At 71.8% G+C, this 17,034-nt stretch carries 17 protein-coding genes and 4 tRNA genes; 5 read left to right on the top strand and 16 right to left on the bottom strand.

Translation table 11 applies throughout. From position 1 onward, the window contains the following. Positions 1-126: 126 nt before the first annotated feature. The 6 genes from WFH25_RS17855 to WFH25_RS17830 all read right to left on the bottom strand — a co-directional run bounded on the left by WFH25_RS17855 (position 127) and on the right by WFH25_RS17830 (position 7,319). Positions 127-417, bottom strand: a complete 291-nt coding sequence (locus tag WFH25_RS17855; RefSeq protein ID WP_336698836.1) for a hypothetical protein — start codon at positions 415-417, stop codon at positions 127-129. 23 nt (positions 418-440) lie between these two features. Further along, a complete protein-coding gene (locus WFH25_RS17850; RefSeq protein WP_336698835.1) occupies positions 441-1,352 on the bottom strand; it encodes a glycoside hydrolase family 16 protein in 912 nt (303 codons plus the stop codon). Between the two features lie 121 nt (positions 1,353-1,473). Further along, entirely contained in the window at positions 1,474-4,842 is a 3,369-nt protein-coding gene (locus WFH25_RS17845) for an ATP-binding protein (RefSeq protein ID WP_336698834.1), read from the bottom strand. Continuing rightward, positions 4,839-5,633: a DUF4194 domain-containing protein gene (locus WFH25_RS17840; RefSeq protein WP_336698833.1), complete on the bottom strand. Its 795-nt coding sequence runs from the start codon at positions 5,631-5,633 to the stop codon at positions 4,839-4,841. The genes WFH25_RS17845 and WFH25_RS17840 overlap by 4 nt, the downstream gene beginning before the upstream one ends. Next, positions 5,630-7,162 (bottom strand): DUF3375 domain-containing protein, encoded by a 1,533-nt coding sequence (locus tag WFH25_RS17835; protein WP_336698832.1) that lies wholly within the window; start codon positions 7,160-7,162, stop codon positions 5,630-5,632. Before WFH25_RS17835 ends, WFH25_RS17840 begins: the two co-directional genes overlap by 4 nt. 84 nt (positions 7,163-7,246) lie before the next feature. Beyond that, positions 7,247-7,319 (bottom strand) — tRNA-Val (locus tag WFH25_RS17830). Between the two features lie 205 nt (positions 7,320-7,524). Between WFH25_RS17830 and WFH25_RS17825 the strand changes: the two genes are divergently transcribed. The 3 genes from WFH25_RS17825 (at position 7,525) to WFH25_RS17815 (ending at position 7,842) form a co-directional block, all read left to right on the top strand. Next, positions 7,525-7,596: transfer RNA gene (locus WFH25_RS17825), tRNA-Gly, on the top strand. Positions 7,597-7,678: 82 nt separating this feature from the next. After that, positions 7,679-7,752: transfer RNA gene (locus tag WFH25_RS17820), tRNA-Cys, on the top strand. A 15-nt stretch (positions 7,753-7,767) separates the two neighbouring features. Next, positions 7,768-7,842: transfer RNA gene (locus tag WFH25_RS17815), tRNA-Val, on the top strand. Positions 7,843-7,985: 143 nt separating this feature from the next. On the opposite strand, the gene WFH25_RS17810 is transcribed toward WFH25_RS17815, so the two are convergent. Beyond that, the gene (locus WFH25_RS17810) at positions 7,986-8,513 is read right to left on the bottom strand and encodes a hypothetical protein (RefSeq protein ID WP_336698830.1); all 528 of its coding nucleotides are present in this window, start codon (positions 8,511-8,513) and stop codon (positions 7,986-7,988) included. Positions 8,514-8,787: 274 nt separating this feature from the next. Here WFH25_RS17810 and WFH25_RS17805 point away from each other — a divergent pair, with 274 nt between their 5' ends. Further along, positions 8,788-9,111: a hypothetical protein gene (locus WFH25_RS17805; RefSeq protein ID WP_336698828.1), complete on the top strand. Its 324-nt coding sequence runs from the start codon at positions 8,788-8,790 to the stop codon at positions 9,109-9,111. A gap of 13 nt (positions 9,112-9,124) precedes the next feature. On the opposite strand, the gene WFH25_RS17800 is transcribed toward WFH25_RS17805, so the two are convergent. Together WFH25_RS17800 and WFH25_RS17795 are read right to left on the bottom strand one after the other, a co-directional pair. Next, a complete protein-coding gene (locus WFH25_RS17800; protein WP_336698827.1) occupies positions 9,125-9,949 on the bottom strand; it encodes an ornithine carbamoyltransferase in 825 nt (274 codons plus the stop codon). 61 nt (positions 9,950-10,010) lie between these two features. Next, positions 10,011-10,691, bottom strand: coding sequence for an HAD family hydrolase (locus WFH25_RS17795; RefSeq protein WP_336698826.1), 681 nt, complete (start codon positions 10,689-10,691; stop codon positions 10,011-10,013). Between the two features lie 44 nt (positions 10,692-10,735). Between WFH25_RS17795 and WFH25_RS17790 the strand changes: the two genes are divergently transcribed. Continuing rightward, positions 10,736-11,812, top strand: coding sequence for a GNAT family N-acetyltransferase (locus WFH25_RS17790; protein ID WP_336698825.1), 1,077 nt, complete (start codon positions 10,736-10,738; stop codon positions 11,810-11,812). On the opposite strand, the gene WFH25_RS17785 is transcribed toward WFH25_RS17790, so the two are convergent. The 7 genes from WFH25_RS17785 to WFH25_RS17755 all read right to left on the bottom strand — a co-directional run bounded on the left by WFH25_RS17785 (position 11,778) and on the right by WFH25_RS17755 (position 16,970). Then, complete coding sequence (locus WFH25_RS17785) at positions 11,778-12,647, bottom strand: SMP-30/gluconolactonase/LRE family protein (protein ID WP_336698823.1); 870 nt, start codon at positions 12,645-12,647, stop codon at positions 11,778-11,780. The two genes, WFH25_RS17790 and WFH25_RS17785, sit on opposite strands and share 35 nt — an antisense overlap. Positions 12,648-12,659: 12 nt before the next feature. Then, positions 12,660-12,902 (bottom strand): hypothetical protein, encoded by a 243-nt coding sequence (locus WFH25_RS17780; RefSeq protein WP_071294635.1) that lies wholly within the window; start codon positions 12,900-12,902, stop codon positions 12,660-12,662. A 102-nt stretch (positions 12,903-13,004) separates the two neighbouring features. Next, positions 13,005-13,790, bottom strand: coding sequence for an alpha/beta fold hydrolase (locus WFH25_RS17775; RefSeq protein WP_336698822.1), 786 nt, complete (start codon positions 13,788-13,790; stop codon positions 13,005-13,007). A 29-nt stretch (positions 13,791-13,819) separates the two neighbouring features. Then, on the bottom strand, positions 13,820-14,917 hold the full coding sequence (locus WFH25_RS17770) for a fatty acid desaturase family protein (protein WP_336698821.1): 1,098 nt from the start codon (positions 14,915-14,917) through the stop codon (positions 13,820-13,822). Positions 14,918-15,005: 88 nt separating this feature from the next. Further along, positions 15,006-15,719 (bottom strand): GAF and ANTAR domain-containing protein, encoded by a 714-nt coding sequence (locus tag WFH25_RS17765; protein ID WP_071301610.1) that lies wholly within the window; start codon positions 15,717-15,719, stop codon positions 15,006-15,008. Between the two features lie 12 nt (positions 15,720-15,731). After that, positions 15,732-16,430, bottom strand: coding sequence for a GAF and ANTAR domain-containing protein (locus WFH25_RS17760; RefSeq protein ID WP_336698819.1), 699 nt, complete (start codon positions 16,428-16,430; stop codon positions 15,732-15,734). A gap of 87 nt (positions 16,431-16,517) precedes the next feature. Further along, positions 16,518-16,970 (bottom strand): hypothetical protein, encoded by a 453-nt coding sequence (locus WFH25_RS17755; protein ID WP_071294640.1) that lies wholly within the window; start codon positions 16,968-16,970, stop codon positions 16,518-16,520. Positions 16,971-17,034 lie beyond the last annotated feature (64 nt).

Genomic DNA, 17,034 nt, shown 5'->3' with positions numbered 1-17,034 from the left:
CCCCGGAACCAAGGAGTCACCAATGCTCGAACTCATCGCAGGCGTCATCATCGGCATCGGCGTGCTCGGTGGCGTGGGGGTCTGCATGGCCTTCGCAGCCATGATGAAGAGCGGCAACGAGGAGTACTAGCCCTCGGTGTCCGGTGCCGGTTCGATCGGCACCAGCTGACGACTCAGGACGGTCGCGCGCTCGAACGGGCCGCGGCCGTCCTTCGTGTACACGGGTTCCTCGAACGCGACCGTCCAGGTGCGCTGGGTGCCGCCGAGCTGGCTGCCGCCCGGTGCGACGATGACGCCGATCGGCTCGTCGGCCCACTCCTCGCCGCCCTGGTCGGTGTCGACGACCTGCACGAGGGCACCGATGCCGAGGCCCGGTCGGTCGTCGGGGCGGGGGCTGGGGGAGCGGCGTCCGAACACGCGCCCACCGTACCGCGCGCGGGTCAGTTCCAGATGGAGATCCAGTCGACGGACACGGTGCCCGATGCGTCCGTCGGGACGGCGCCGTGGTCGGTCCACGTCTCGCCCTGCAGGGTCACGCGCATCGGCTTCGTCGGCACGGCCTCGGTGGTGGAGGAGACGAGCTCCCCGTCCCAGTAGAAGCGGACGATGCCCGTGTCCCACTCGGTGGTGGCGACGTGGTACTCGGTGGTGTCGGTCTTCGCGTGGACCTGTACCGAGCGGTCGTACTTGACGTGACGGTTCGCGTACGTTCCCGGGATCGCGGACGCGGGGCGCGGAGATGCCCCGAGCGTGAGCGACTCCGGCCAGTCGATCTCGCCGTCGTTCCACTCGTCGGAGGACGGCCACAGCATGCCGACGAACTTGTACCCGTCGGTGACCGTGGTCTTGTAGCGGATGCTGACGCGTGCCGTCGTGTGCGGCGCGTACCCGTCCGGCATGACGGCGGCGACGAGCGGTCGGCCGCCCTCGGAGTGGAAGTCGAAGTCGAGGTTGCCGTCGGCGACGGACAGCACCTTCGCAGGGGCGTACGTGCCGAGTCCGCTGGTGTCCTGGAATCCGTCGTAGAGGCCCATGCCGGGGTAGACGGATGCCACCGTGCCGAGTGCGGCGGGCTTCGTGAAGTCCTCGGCGTACGACTGCCGCCAGGTGCGTCCGTTCGACGTGACGTCGCCGACCGGGAGCGTCGTCGGCACGGCGGTCGGGGTCGCGGTCGGGGTCGGGGTCGGGGTCGGGGTGGGTGTGGGCGTCGGCGTGCCCAGCGGAGTCGCCGTGGCGGTGGTCGGTGCGGCTGTCGACCCCGGTGCCGTGGAGGACGGGACACACGCAGCGAGCGCGCCGGCGACGAGGAGCCCGGTGACGATCGCGCCTGCGGTGCGTGTGCGAGTGGTCACGGTACGGTCCCTGCTGGAGTCGGTGGAGCTCCTGGCGATCGTAGTCAAGGAGTGCCCGGCGGCCTGCTGTTGCCGGCACCCCAGTCCGGGGGTGGCGGGAACCCGGGGACGGGACGCGCGCCTACGCCCCCACGGCGGCCCGCGCGATCTCGGTGATCGACGAGTGCCCGGTGTCCGGGTGCTTGCGCATCGACAGGAGCCGCTCCATCGAGGGCTCCAGCGCCGTGACCTTGTCGAGCGGCGCACTCACGACGAGCTGGAACCCGAGCCGCAGCCACGCCGTCACCGCACGCCCCGCGAACTCCGAGTCGGCCTTGATGAAGGCCTCGTCGAGGAACACCGGCGCGAACCGCGGCCGCGGCCGGGTCTCGTCGCCGAGCTGGTACCGGAGCGCGGCACCGACGATGAACGCCACGAGCTCCTGCGTCTCACCGCCGGACTTGTCGCCGAGGGACGAGTACACGCCGAGGTCGTTGCCCTCGGTGTCGTACCGCACGGCCGTGATCTCCATGTGCCGACGGACGTCGAGCACGGCGTCACGCTGCGTGGTCCGGCCGCCACGCGGGACGGACGGGTCGGGGCGGATGACGGCCATGAAGCGTCGGAGCCGGCGGAACCGGGTCTCGAGCACGTCGTCGGTCAGCTCGGTGTCGACGGACGCCGACAGCGCCCGGAGCTCCCGGCGGAAGGCCGTGACCTCTTCGCGCGTGACCCGGCGGATCTGGATCTTCAGCCGGTCGCGGTTCGCACCGAAGGGTAGCTCGCGGAGGATCTCGTTGACCGGTTCGAGCCGCTCCTCGATCTCGACGACGGCCCGGTCGAAGGCACCGGCGAGCGGGACGAGGTCCTCGCCGCTCCACTGCGACAGGCGTCGGCGCCACTCGCTCCGGCGGGAGTGCAGGCCGGTCGCGACGATCTGGTCGAGGATGGCGAGGTAGTCGGGGTAGGACGCGACGCCGGTCCCGAGGTTCGGGTCCGGCCAGGCGTCCTGGTAGCGCTGGAAGGTCAGCGTCAACGCGGTCGAGGCCGACGCGGCGCCGTCGAGCGCCTGCGCGAGGCGTTCCTCGAGCCGGCGCTTCAGTCGGCGGGTGGCGTCGTCGAAGCCGTCGACGCCGTCCGGTGCTCCGATCTCCTCGAACGTCTCGGACAGCAGCTGCGCCTGTCGGTCGTCCGGCAGGGCGTCAGGGGTGTCCTCGAAGCGCGACAGGATCTCGGCCGCGGCGTCCTGACCGTCCACGAGCACGGCGTGCCGCTCCTCGAGCCGGGCGACGGACTGGCGGGCAGCGGCGCGACGGTCCGACGCCTCGTCGAGGGACGCCCGGAGCCGACCCACGGCCGAACGCAGGGTGCGGAGGCCGTCGTCGGCGGCGAGGAGTGCCTGGCGTTCCTGGTCGAGGCGGGCGAGCGAGTCCTCGAGCCCGACGACGTCGATCGCCTCCCACGTGACGTCGACGATGTGCTGGTGCGCGGCGCGGAGGACGTCGAGCGCCGTGATGTCCTGGGCGACGTCGGTACGCCGGGCCTCGAGCGTGGCGAGGTCCTCGGCGATCGCGGCCAGCTCCTGCTCCACCGAGGCGACCCGCGCCTCGTTCGTGAAGCCGATGACGTTCGCCTGACGCCGGTCGCCGTGGGCTCCGCGTCGACCGTCGCGGAGCTGTCCGGACTCGGTGACGCGCCGGCCGCCGCCGCCGAGGTCCGCGGCGGACCCGACGCACCGGGCGTCGGTGCGGTCGGACTCGATGCGCTCGCGCACCCAGGTGCTGAACGGCGACTGCTTGATCGCGAGCTTGCCGGACACCATGGACGGGTCGCCGTCGACGTCGATGTGCGGCCCCGTCGGGACGCCCTCGAACTGCACGCGCACCGGCAGGCGGAGCGCGTCGATCGCCTCGCTGAAGTCGGCGAGGCGGTCCTGGTCGACCAGGAGCGTGCGGGCGACGGGCGCCAGGACGGACTCGATCGCCGTGCGCCAGCGCTCCTCGCCGGGCAGCACGTCGAGCAGTTCGGCGACGAAGGGCAGCTCGGACGGGTCGATGCCGGCGGCGCGGGCCATCGCCAGTCGGGCCTCGTGCATCGGCAGCGGCATGGCGCCCTGTCGGTGCTCGAGCGACTGACGCTCCTGGCGGAGGGACCGCTCGCGGTCGAGGAGCGGGTACTCCTCGCGGGTGAGAGCGTCACGGCGCTCGTCGAGCTCCGCGCGCGACGCGGGGTAGGTGCCGAGGAACTCGTGCGACGCCCGCTGCGCGGCGGTGAAGGACTGCTCGGTGGACACGGGCGACCCGAGCACGGCCGTCCGCTCGTCGAAGGTCGCCCGGGTGCGGACGACGGCGTCGCGCTCGCGCGTCCGACGGTCGATGCGGTCCTCGAGCTGCGCCAGCGCGTTCCCGCCCTGGTCGCGGAGCCGGGCCTCGGCATCGCGCAGCTCGATCTCGACCGCGGCGTGCCGGGCCTCCGCCGCGGCGACCTCGGCGCGGGCAGCCGTGCGTTCGCGCCCGTTGCGGTCCACCTCGGCGTCCAGGAGCGCGCGCTTGCGCGATGCGGTCCAGTGCGCGAACGGGGACACCTCGGCGCCGGTCGCGATCCCGTCGAGCGCCTCGGCCGCGGCCCTCGAGCGCGCGATCTCGGCGTGCAGTTCGGTGATGGGGGAGAGGATGCGGACCTTGCGCTCCTCGGTGTCCATCGCCTCGTACGCCTCGTCGAGGGCGGAGAAGTGCGCGAGGGCACGGTCGGCGGCCTCGTACGTGCCCGGCGTCTCGAGCACGAGCGACTTGTACAGGGCGTCGACGGTCGGCAGGTGCTGCCCGGCCTGGATGCGCGCGAGGAGCCGCATCGCCCGGTTGCCACCGCCGGAGTCACCGATCCCGAGGCGGGTCTGCAGCGTGTACGCGAGCTCCTGGTAGGTGTCGCGGATGACGAGCCCCGGCACGCGTCCGGTGAGCTCGAGGTGGTGGAACCGCGTCGGCACGAACTCCTCGAGCCGGCGCAGGTCGAACGTGTCGTCCACCGTCGCCATGGTCATCTGGATGTCGCCGACGCCCCGCGCACGCTTCGGCACGATGTACGCGCGCAGCACTGTGAAGCGCCGCTCGTCGTCGTTCCGGAACGTCACCGCGACGGCACCCCACGTGGTCTGGTCGTCGCCGCGCAGGTTCACGTCGCGCAGGGCGCCGGACTCGGGGTCGCGACGGGTGTCCACCTTGCCGCGCAGGTACGTCAGCAGGTTCCGCTGGTCGGCACTGCGCGCGCGCCCGGTGGTGGCGTCGTTCGACGCGCCGTTGAACGGCACGTCCGACGGCATCATCACGGCGAGGTACGCGTCCATCAGCGTCGACTTGCCGGTGCCGGACGCGCCCGAGATGAGCGTCGCGGTGCCGGACAGCTCGACCTGGCGGTGGCCGTGGAAGCCGCCCCAGTTCACGACCTGCATCGACTCGGCGCGCCACTGCGCGACCGTGTCGAACAGGGCCGGGATCTCGAAGGTGTCGGTCACGCTTCCGTCTCGCCTTCGTCGTCGGTGTCGGTCTCGTCGGCCAGGAGGGACGGGTCGTCCCCGTCGGTCGGCTCGCCGTCCGGGGTGGTCGCGTCCCCGGGCGCGGTGACGGTCCGCGACGCTGTGCTCGCCAACCACGTGTCCAGGTCGCGCAGCCGCTCCAGCGGGAGCAGCACCTCGACCACGCTCGCGACCCGGAACCGGTCCGGGTCGCTCGTCTTCAGCAGGATCCGGGCGGTCACGAGGCGTTCGACCGCCTTCGCCACGCGGCCCTCGTCACGGGTGCGGTCGGTCGCCGTCGCGGGGCGGAACCCGGCGACGTGCCCGAGGATCTCGGAGCGGTCGACGACGACCTGGTCCGGGCCCGGGCGGGTGTCGGCGCGGAGGCGCATGCGCAGGTAGACGAGGACGATCGTCTCCTCGCGCGTGTACGGGACGTCGCGCAGCAGGGTGGGGAAGCCGCGGCGCTGGCTCTCGGAGCGGGCCTGACGCTTCCAGGCGACCTCGCGGTCGCGGTCCACGTGCAGTTCGAGGAACAGGTCGTTGAGGCGCGAGCGGAGCTGGTACTCCGCGTCGAGCACGGCGCGCCACTCGTCGGCGTGCGTCCGTGCGCTGACGTAGGAGTTGCGGAGCAGGGCCACGAGGGCACGGCGCTGCCGGTCGTCCAGTCGACCCTCGTCGCCCTCGAAGAGGGCGAAGCTCGTCTCGTCGCGCTCGTCGTCCTGAGGGACGGGTGCGGGGTCGTCGTAGGGGACCGTCTCGTCGACCGGTGCCGGCGTCGTGTCGCTCACCGCGCCTCCTGTGCGTGTTCGTCGTTCGTCGTGTCTGGCGTCCGGTCGCGGCGTTCGTCGGTGAGCGCCGCGGTCGGCATGTGGAAGGTGACCGGGCTGCCGTCGGGACGGACCGTCCGGTGCTCGGCGAGGTGCGTGGCGGACTCGAAGTCCTCGTGACCGGTGAGGAGGTGCGCGAGCCCGAAGAGCTCGACCGGGCGCCGCTGCTCCGGCGGCAGGCCGTGGAAGGCGTCGACGCTGGAGTCGGCCTCGGCGGAGCGCAGTGCCGCGCGGAGCTCGGTGAGGAGCGGTCCGCCGTGTCGCCGGAGCGTCTCCACGTCGAGTTCCTCGAAGACGTCGTCGTCCGGCTCCTCGATCGCGGGCGGCACGGACTCGGCGTCCGGGTCGTAGAACCGTTCGCGCAGCGTGCCGACCTCGGCCGTCGCCGGCAGGAGGCCGAGGGGCAGCCGGTCGCGCGCCGACCCGTGCTCCATCCAGGTCGCGAGCCCGCGCTCGATCGACCGGATGACGGCGTCGAGCTCGCGGTCTCGGGCGACGTCGTGCGCGACGATCTGGTCGCGCAGCGTCGCCGTGAGCTGCCGTCGCTGGGCGAGGACGTCCTCGATGCCCTGGCGGAGGATGACCACCGTGTTGCGGAAGGCCCGGCGCTCGGACGCCCCGAGGGAGTCCGCGAAGGGGTGGGCCAGGATCGTCGCGATGTCGTCTCGGAGCCGCAGCAGCAGGGCGTCGTCGCGGAGCAGCTCGAACGCCCCCTCGAACGCACGGCCCTCGGGGGTGGCCTGCATGAGGTTGTCCGTGCGGGCGAGGTAGTCGTCGAGGATCTCACCGATCGGACGGACCTCTTGCCGGAAGTCCTCGACGATCGAGCGGTGCATCGTCGCCACCGCTTCCTCCACACGCTTGAAGTCGCTCGGGAGCTGGCGGATCAGGTCGGAGATGTTCGTGTAGCCGTCCCGCATCCGGGCGTCGTCCACGGTGTCCACGTCACCCTGTTCGAGTCGCGCCCGCTCGGCCTGGAGCTCGGCGATCTGCGCGTCGATGCGGCGGATCTGCACGTCGGGGTCGGGCTCGGCGCGGGCGGCCCAGCGGTGCACGGCGTCGACGATCATCGCGAGCCGGCTCTCGCTGATGAGCGCCCGGTCGGACGACAGGGCGTCGACGAGGGACAGGGCCTCGAGCGCGTGGCTCGTCAGGGAGTACTGCTCGTCGCCGTCGGGGGAGTTCGAGCGGACGAGCCACTGCGCGGCGACCCACTCGCGGCAGAGGGCGCGGCCGTTCGGTCGGGCGTCCTGCTCGGGCTGCTCCGCCTGCTCGCTCGCGGGGGTGCGCGCGCCGGCGGCCTGGAGCCGTGCGACGTGCTCCTCGACCTGCAGGTGCATCCGGTCCGCGGGGACGTACTGCACGTCGCGGTCGAACACCGTGCGGAACACGGCGAGGACGACGGCGCTGGTCGGCCGGGACATCAGCCGGAGGGTCGGACGGTCGAGGACTGCCCGGACCCGGGCGAACTCGAGGTCGACGTCGGTCATGCGCCCCTTCGTCCGATCTGGCTGGTGACTGTCTCAACAGATGCGAAGAGCCCGACGCTGTTGCGCCGGGCTCTTGCGGGTGGGTGGGCGATACCAGACTCGAACTGATGACCTCTTCGGTGTGAACGAAGCGCGCTACCAACTGCGCCAATCGCCCCCTGCACTGTGCGTGCCAGTCGATAGTAGCGGATGCCGGGGCCGGTGCCGAACACAGCGTGCGTCCCGGGTGTGGCGCGGGCGGTGGAACCCGCCCGATCCGCATGAACACGGGGGACACGCCCGGTGAACGAGGAGGATTTTGGTGGATGCCCCCGGGTTCGTATAGAGTTTACGTCGTCGCCGCGACAGCGGGTCAGACAAGTGCGGATGTGGCGCAGTGGTAGCGCATCACCTTGCCAAGGTGAGGGTCGCGAGTTCGAATCTCGTCATCCGCTCGAGTGTGGTGTTCTCCGGAACATCACGACTCACCAGAGGGTATCCCACCGTTCGGGTACTCACGGAGACGTGAACCTCGATGGTGGGGTGGCCGAGAGGCTAGGCAGCGGCCTGCAAAGCCGTCCACGCGGGTTCGAATCCCGTCCCCACCTCCAGTTCCACACTCCTCTGGGCGATTGGCGCAGCGGTAGCGCGCTTCCCTGACACGGAAGAGGTCACTGGTTCGATCCCAGTATCGCCCACCACGAGAAAGCCCCCGGGAAACCGGGGGCTTTCGTGTTTGATCAGCCACTGCGCGAACCCCGGATCGGAGCACGTGGCATGGTCTCGGCGCGATCGAGCGTCCGCGTGTGCCCGTGGTGCGAGCTCGGCGTGTTCAGCCACCGGTTCAGCATCTGCGTCGGTAGCGCTCGACGGCCGACATCGGTGCCGGCGCTTCATCGGGTCGACCTCGATGAGGTGGAGCAACGGCATGGCGGACAGGCGGGGCCGGTTGCGGGTGCGTGTGACGCCATGTGGCGATGGCGGCCGCTGCACCCGCTGGTGCTGACACCAGCAAGGGGAACTGCCAGATCCAGCCGCCGCCGGAGAACGCGACCACTCCCTGCATGCAGCCGGCAGCCAGCGCACCGGCGACGACCGCGTGGGTGGCGACGTGCACCGCCGTGTTCCGGACGGAGGTGAGGAGCCTGCCGGTGACGTAGGTGAACGGCAGTGCAACGGCCGCCCCGCCGATGCTGATGATGCCAGCGATGAACACCGTGGTCATGCCGAGGAACACTGCGGAGCCGTCGGCACCGGAGAACAGGCTGACCAGGATGCACACCAGCAGCACGGTGGGGGTGGTGACACCGACCATCCACAGGTAGCTCTTGCCGACGAGCCCGAAGGTCTCACGTGCGGTCCATGTCCCCATGACTGCAACTATGCGGCAATCGCGGTGCAGGCGTGTGGCTCCCGTACCGTTCGTGACCGAACAGTCAGCGTCCCGTCATGCTTGCTCCGAGTCTGCGCCATTCCGTTGACACCGCAGACGCCGACGCTGCCGTGCACCACGAGGAAGCCCCCGGGGATCCGTGGGCTTTCGTCGTTCCGGCGTCGGGTCTCGCTCTCCGTCCCTTCGAGGACGCTCACGCCCAGAATGCGGTTCCCCTGCCGGTCGCCCGGTCGTTCCCGTCTACGGTTGCCCCATGTCCGACGTCGGAACGCCCCGGCCGCTCTCCCGGGTGACGGTCTCGGTGATCTGGGGGCTGGCGGCCGTGTTCAACGCGGCGTTCGTCGCCTTCTTCGCGTTGTACACGGAGGCTCACGACTGGGCTGTCGACCGTTCGGAGTCGACCGGTGCGTTCGACCCGTCGCAGTTGCTCCCGCACGATGCTGCGCTCTGGGTGGTCGCGCACGCCGCGCTCGGTCTCCTCGTCGTGCTCGACGGAGTGGGCATCGCGCTCTCCGTGCGATGTCTCCGGGTCCGGGCTGGTCGGTCGGGCCGTGCTTCCGGGCGAGTCGAGCGGTAGGGAGTCGGCCGGATCAGGCGAGACCGATGCAGTGCGCCAGCACGGCCTGCTGCACCGGCAGCAGCGACCCCTTGAACCCGTGCCCGACGAAGGCCGGGTGCGCCACGGCGTCCGCGCTGACCTCCCGCCCGCGCACGAACGGCGGACACGGGGCGAAGCGGACGCCGGCCGGTGCGGTGTCGAGCAGGTCCGCCGTGATCCGGAACGGCTCGAGCGCCTCGGCATGCCGCCCGGGCCCGTCGGTGATGACGACGTCAGCGGTCCGGATCGCGGTCGCGAGGTCGTCCGTCCACGCGGCTCCGGGGGTCGCGAGGTCGGCGGGGCAGCACTGCACCAGGTCGAGCTGCAGGACACGTGCGGCCTCCTGCCACGCCCGGGCGATGTTGCCGTCGGCGCCCACGAAACGGAAGCGCAGCGTGCCGAGGTCGCGCTGCTCCCGCCGCAGGGCGTACAGGTCGGACAGCACCTCGCACGGGTGGTTCTCGTCGGTCATCGCGTTCACGACGGGGAGTGCTCCGGCAGCCGCGAGGCCCTCGACGACGGTGAGGTCGTGGTGGCGGACGACGAGGACGTCCGCCCACGAGGCCAGGTAGCCGGCGACGTCCGAGAGCGCCTCGGGCTTGTCGAGCGTGGTGTCCGGGAAGACGATCGGCTGCAGTCCCATCGTCGCGGCTCCGCGCTCGAACGTGACCCGCGTGCGCAGGCTGGTCGCGGGGAAGAACATCACCGCAGAGCCGTCGGTCGTCGGCCCCTGACCGGTGCGGTACGCGTCCGCGAGGGCGAAGACCTCCTCGACCTCGTCTGCCGTCCAGTCGTCGAGCCGGGTCAGGGAGCGCATCGCACCAGCCTAGGGAACGGCGCGAGCCCCACGGCACGAGCCGACCGGGACGCCGCGTCGTTCAGGACTCGCCGAGCGCGGACAGCACCTGGTGCCGGACGTCGAGTGCACCGTGGGCGTACCGGTCGACGAGGACGGTGCGCATCCCCGCGGACCGGGCCCCGGCGACGTCGCGGACCGGGTCGTCGCCGACGAAGAGGCACGCCGACGCGGGCACCCCCAGTGCGTCGGCGAGCGCGTGGAAGGCTCCCTCGTCGGGCTTCTGCACGCCGATGCGCTCCGAGATGCACACCACGTCGACGGCGGTGTCGAGTCCGGTCGCCGCCAGCTTCTCGGACTGCTGTTCAGCGGACCCGTTCGTCAGCAGCCCGAGGCGGTAGCCGCGCGTCCGGAGCTCGCGGAGCAGCGGTGCAACGTCCGGGAACGCACGCCAGGCGGCGCGGTAGGCGTCGAGGTACCGCTCGAACACGCTGTCCAGAGCGTCGGGGTCGTGGGGGAGCACGATCCCGAGCGGGGGCAGGACGGTCCGGAGCCGCTCGCGCCGCTGCTCCTGGAAGCCGATCTCGCCGGAGCGCCAGCGCTCGAAGTGCTCGTCCTCGGCGGCGGACCAGGCGTCGAGCACCGACGGGGTGACGGTGACGCCCAGCCCGGTGAGGAACTGCTCCGCGCCGGTGCGGGCGGCGCCCCGGTGGTCGAAGAGGGTTCCGTCGAGGTCGAACCCGACCGCTCGCGAAGGTGCCACGCGGCCAGGCTACGGCGTGTCCCGGCGACCGTACGATGGCGGTGATGGACATCTCGCTGCGCCCCGGTACCCCCGACGACGTGGAGTGGGTCGCGGAGCTCCGGGCCGAGGTACTCCGAGCCGATCTCCGCCGACTCGGCCGGTACGACGACGTGCGCGTCCGGGAGCGGCTGCGGCGCGGGTTCCTGCCCGACAGCACGCGGGTCATCGTGGTCGACGGTGCCGACGTCGGCTCCGTCACGGTCCGGGTCGACGGCAGCGACCGGTGGATCGAGCACCTGTACCTCGCGCCGCACCTGCAGGGGCGCGGCATCGGGTCGTCGGTGCTGCGGACCGTGCTGGCCGAGCCGCACGCCGGGGACACGCGGCTCATCGTGCTGCAGGGGAGTGCGGCACAGCGGCTCTACGAGCGGCACGGGTTCGTCCGTGACCACGAGGATGCCGTCGACGTGGTGATGGTGCGTCCCGGCGACCCGGACCCCGTCACGTCGGCGTACTCGCGTCGCGCCGCCGAGTACATCGAGCACCTGGGGTCGATGACGTCCGTCCACGTGGCCGACGCGGCGCTGGTGACGGCGTGGGCGTCGACCGTCGACGGAGCCCTGCTCGACGCCGGGTGCGGCCCCGGACACTGGACCGCACAGCTCGCCTCGCTCGGTCACGACGCACGGGGTGTGGACCGTGTCCCGGCGTTCGTCGCGCACGCCCGGCAGGCACACCCGGGCGTCCCGTTCGCGGTCGCGGACGTCGACGCACTCCCCGACGAGCCGGAGAGCCTCGGAGGCGTCCTGGCCTGGTACTCGTTGATCCACCACGACCCGGCTGCCCTGCGACGTCCGCTCGAGGAGTTCGCGCGGGTCCTCCGCCCCGGCGGCCGGCTGCTCGTCGGGTTCCCCAACGGACCGGACGTGGAGCCGTTCGACCACGCGGTCACCACCGCCCACCGGTGGTCGGTGGACCGCCTGGCAGCAGCGGTCTCCGAAGCGGGCTTCGACGTCGTCGAGACGGTCACCCGGGACGCCGACGACGCGACCCCGCGGCCGCACGGAGCGATCTCCGCGCGGCGTCACGACCGACCGGTCGCCGTCACCACCCCGGGACCTCGACGCGCACGGAACTGATCCGACCGGCCCGGGTCCGTGCCGTCACGGCGGGGTCGTAGCTGTCGGCGGTCGCGAGGTAGAGCGTGCGCCCGTCCTCGCCGCCGAGCGCACAGTCGATCGCACACCGACCCGGGGCGTCGATGCGGTCCGTCACCGTGCCGCCCTCGACGACCCGCAGGAACTCGCCGGTGTCGACGGAGCAGACCCAGACCGCGCCGTCGCGGTCGACGGTGCTGCCGTCCGGCGTGGTGCCGGCGGGGAGCGCCGCCCACTCGCGCCGTCCGGTCAGGGAACCGTCGGGCTCGATGTCGAACGCCGTCAGACGACCACCCCACGTCTCGCTGACCACGAGCGTGCGGGTCCCCGGGAGGACGTTCGCGCTGTTCGGGAAGACGAGACCGTCCGCGGCGAGGCGGTGGGAGCCGTCGGTGTCGATCACCCAGAGCGGGCCGGGGCGGAGCTCTTCACCGCCGTAGAGGTCGTAGCCGAACGCACCGATGTAGGTGCGGCCGGTCGCGTCGTCGACGACCAGGTCGTTGAGCAGCGAGGACTCGACCCCGGACAGGTCGGCGAACACCTCGGCCGCGCCGTCCTCGTCCACGGCCACGACCGTGCGGGACTCCATCGCGCTCACGATCAACCGGCCGTCCGGCAGCCACCCGAGGCCCGAGGACTGCCCGTCCACCGTGGCCTCGAGTCGGGGCTGCGCGCCCGGGCCGGGGCGCAGCGAGAACACCTCGCCCGTGTGCATGTCGGAGTACCAGAGCCTGCCGTCGTGCCACCGGTTGCCCTCGGGGAACCGGATGTCGGTGACGACGTCGGTCGCGGTCGTGGAGTCGAGTGTGATGTGCACCGACCCAGCCTCTCAGAGCTCGCCGGGAGGCCCCGACTGCCAGCGGACCCACGCCTCGAGCTGCGCCTTCGCGCTCTCGAGACTGGTGTGGAAGCCGGTCATGTCGCCGTCCCGTAGCCGCACGACGTACCGCGACCCGAAGACCACCGTGCCGATCACGACGGAGCCGCACCGCGCCTCCCAGGTCCGCGGATCGACCGCCGCCCAGCGGACGTCGTCGGTCTCGGCGTGCTCGGTGCTGGAGAGGGAGGTCATGGTGCTTCCGGTCGCTGGACGATGGGATCGTTCCGGCGGCCGTGGGCTGGGGTCACCTGGCTCGACGGTAGTCCTCGGCGGCTGGGCGGCGGACGCCCCGGCTCAGGCCATCCGGTCGAGCCAGTCGCGGAACAGCGCCGCCGCGACGGCCGGACGTTCCAGGTGGGCGTTGTGTCCCGCCGCGTCGAGCACGGCGTACGTCGCGCGGGGGTAGTGGTCGCGCAGCGCCCAGCCGTCCTCGTACCCGACCACGTCGTCCTGACGGCCGAAGAGGTGCAGTGTCGGCGCCGTGAACGGATCGGGGTGGAGCGCCTCGGGTTCGGTGCGCAGCGCGTAGTCCGAGGCGATCCGGTCGACCACGGCCTGGTCGGCGGCGCGCAGGCCGGGGAGCACGGACTGTTCGTACGCCTCGAGCGTCGCGGTGGTCTGGACGACGCTGAGCGCGGCGAAGTCGTCGCGGGCGGCACCGGGCTCGGCCGCGGCGACCACGGCCGGATCGGGGAGGACGACTTGTCGCGGGGGCACTCGTCGGCGTGCGTGGTCCGGTTCGACGACGCCGACGATCGTGGCGAGGCCGAGCACCTGGCCGCGGAGCTCGTGCGCGACGGAGCGCGCGACCATGCCGCCGAACGAGTTGCCGACGATCGCGAACGGCTCGTCGCCCAGGCGCGCACGGACCGCTTCCCGGACGGCGTCGGCGACGTCCTGCGCGCTCGAGGCCGAGGGGTCGTACCCCGGCGACTCGCGGACCCACGGCAGGTCGAGGTGCACCCACCGCCACGGCGCGTCCGTGACGGCGCGCTCGAGGGGGAGCAGGATGCGGTGGTCGATGCCGAAGCCGTGCACGGCGACGAGCGGGCGGCCCTGACCGGTGGTGCGTGTGATCACGCCCGGACCCTAGCGGTGACCGCCGACGGTCACGGGGCCCGGAAGCGCTCGACCACCGGGCAGGCGAACGGATCGCTCGCCGCCAGGCCGACCTCGTTGAGGTACCGGACGACGATCACGTAGGAGTGCACGAGGGTGGTCTCGGTGTACGGCACCCCCTGCTCGTCGCAGTACCGGCGGACGAGGTCCCGCGCCGCACGGAGGTTCGGCCGGGCCATGCTCGGGAAGAGGTGGTGTTCGACCTGGTGGTTCAACCCGCCCATGAAGAACTCGACCCACCGCCCGCCGCTGATGTCGCGGGAGGTCAGCACCTGGCGGGAGAGGAAGTCTACCCGGCGTCCGGCCTCGATGATCGGCATGCCCTTGTGGTTCGGCGCGAACGCGATCCCCATGCAGAACCCGAACACCGCCAGCTGGACGCCGAGGAAGGCGAACGCGATGCCGATCGGCAGGACCCAGAAGACCGCGCCGATGTAGAGCACGAAGCGTCCGGCGAAGACGGAGCCCTCGGCCCAGCGGTGCTTGACGGCGCCGCGTCCCGTGTAGGTGCGGATCGACTGCCAGTGCAGGTTCGCGCCCTCGACGAGGAGCATCGGGAAGAACGCCCACCCCTGCACCCGGACGAGGACGTGCAGGAAGCCGGTGCGGCTCCGCGCATCCTCCGCCCGGAACGAGATCGCGTCGAACGAGATGTCCGGGTCCTTGCCGACCGTGTTCGGGTTCGCGTGGTGCCGGGTGTGCTTGTTCATCCACCACGCGTAGCTGATGCCGGTCAGGAACGTGCCGACGTACCGTGCGGCACGGTCGTTCCAGTCGTGACTGGCGAAGACCTGCCGGTGTGCGGCCTCGTGCGAGAGGAACGCGAATTGCGTGAAGAGCAGTCCGAGCACCCCCGCGACGACGAGCTGCCACCACGAGCCGCCGAGCACGGCGAACGCGGTGCCCGTGGCGACGAGCAGCGCCGTGAGGACGGCGACGAGCCCCCAGTACCAGCCGGTCCGACGACCGAGGAGTCCGGCGGTGCGGACCTGGGCGAGCAGCGCGGTGTAGGTCGACGTCGTGTCGGGCCGGCCGTCGCGCGGTGTGGTCTTCCGGTAGCCGACCGGTGCGGTCGTGTCGTCGACCATGGTGTCCTCCTGGGTGCAGCGGTGACGCTGTAACCGGGGACCGGGGCTACGTGGTGTCCTGCACGCTACGCGGAGCGACCTGCGCGGCTCAGGGGATGACGAGTCGCCGCTCCACGACCGCGCGCGCGACGTCGGCGAGCAGCTCCTGGTTGGACCGCGCGTGGGCGCGCAGCTTCGCGAAGGCCTGGTCCATGTCGATCCGGTGGGTCTGCGCGAGGAAGCCCTTCGCCTGCTCGATGACGATCCGGCTGTCGAGCGCGCGCTGGAGCTGCTGCTGCGCCAGGTTGGCGTGTTCGAGCGACCGCTGCTGCAGGATGCTGATCGTGGCCACGTCCGTGAGCGCCTGGGCGGCGAGGGCGTCGTCGCGGTTCAGGGCGCCCTCGCTCTCGCGGAACAGGTTGAGCGACCCGAGCGTGGTGTCGCGGAGCCGCATCGGGATGGCGTGGACCGAGGCGTAGCCGGACTCGGCCGAGGCCGCGGCGAACGTCGGCCACCGTCGTTCCATCTCGGCGTGGTCGCGCACCGACACCGGGCGCCCGGTGGCGAAGCACTCCACGCAGGGGCCCTCGCCGGCGTCGAGCTGCAGGAGTCCGAGGAAGCTCGACCGGTCGCTCGTGGACGCGAGGACCTCGAGCTCCTGCGACTGGTTGACGAGCAGGATGCCGGCGGCGGACGCGTCGAAGATGTCGACGACGCTGTCGACGAGGTTCTGCAGGAGTTCGACCACGTCGTAGTCGTCCACGAGGATGTCGGTCAGCGCGACGAAGGTGTCGACGAGTCGGTGCTCGCGGGTCGGTGCCATGGTGCGTGCTCCCTAGGTCTCGGAACCGTACGGCCGGGCGAGGTCGAGTCGGCGTTCGATGATGTCCGCGGCGACGTCGCGGACGGTGCGTTCGGTGGCGTACGCGTGGGCCTGCAGGACGAGCAGGGCGTCCTGGACGCTGACGCCGAGCTGGGCTGCGACCATGCCGGTGGCCTGGTGCACCTCTCGCCTCGAGTATCGTCCGGGTTCCATGTCCGCGCGCCCGTCGGCGGCAGCGGCGAGCAGGGCGTCCCGGAGGACGCGCCGAGCGGCGACCGTGCTCAGCTCGATCGCCCCCTGGACCTGTCCGCGGGTCAGGCTCCGTTCCTCGCCCACCGTGAGGTCGACGGCACCGACGGGGATCGTGCCGATGCGCATCGGGAAGGAGAAGAGCGCACCGACCCCGGCACGGAGGAGTTCCTCGAGTGCGACGGGCCAGGTCGCGGTCGTCGTGGCGGTGAGATCGGCCTCGAGGACGGGGCGTCGGGTCTCGAGCGCCTGCCAGCAGGGTCCCTCGCCGAGGTCGAGTTGGATCTCGTCGACCCGCTCCGCCATCGCGTCACTCGCGCACACCGTCATCGAGCCCAACGGGTCGCCGAGCGTCGAGATGCCGACGCTCGTCACGGGGAGGGTGGCGAGGAAGGGCGGGCACAGGTCGGTACCCTCCGGCGCGGCCTGCATGGCGGCCGCTGCAGCAGCGAATTGATCCATGGGTGACACCGTTCTCGGTCGTCCGCCGTCGTGCGATCCGTCGCACGGTCCATCCGGCCGTCGATGCATTGTCCGTTTTCCGAGACCCTAGTGCACCCGTGCTGCGTCCGGGACGAAGCGGATGCGTTCCGCTGCCCGTGTCACGTCCTGCGCTCGGGCCGTCCGGTCGTCGAAGTCGGCCCGTGCGGCGTCCCGCGCGACCTCCTTCTCGGCCAGCGACGCGCGGCTGACGGTGTCGACGATCGTCGCGACGGCGGTGGCGAGGCCGCGTTCGAGCTGCCCGAGGTTCGTGTGCCCGATCACCAGGCGGCGGTCCTGGACGTCGAGCGTCACGTCGGGGTACCCGGCTGCGGCGAGCCGGGCGTGTCCGTCGGCACCGCGCAGCGCCGTGGTCTCGGTGGCGTCTGGTCGACGGTTGAAGACTGCCGGGACGTCGTAGTACTTCGCTGCCGCGGGGCTGCCGAGTTCGCTGGGGAGGCCGGAGGCCACCACGCTCGTGAGTGCGAGGGGTGTCGTGGCCGCCTCGGATGGGTTCGTCATGGGGTCTCCCTCGGCGGTTCCCCAGGGTGACCGAGGGGTTCCGCGGTCCACCCTGGTGACACCG

It is taken from the genome of Curtobacterium sp. USHLN213 (genome assembly GCF_037144815.1).
Classification (GTDB): domain Bacteria; phylum Actinomycetota; class Actinomycetes; order Actinomycetales; family Microbacteriaceae; genus Curtobacterium.
Note: the sequence above shows the minus strand (reverse complement) of the source record. Positions and strands in the feature narration are given on the sequence as shown.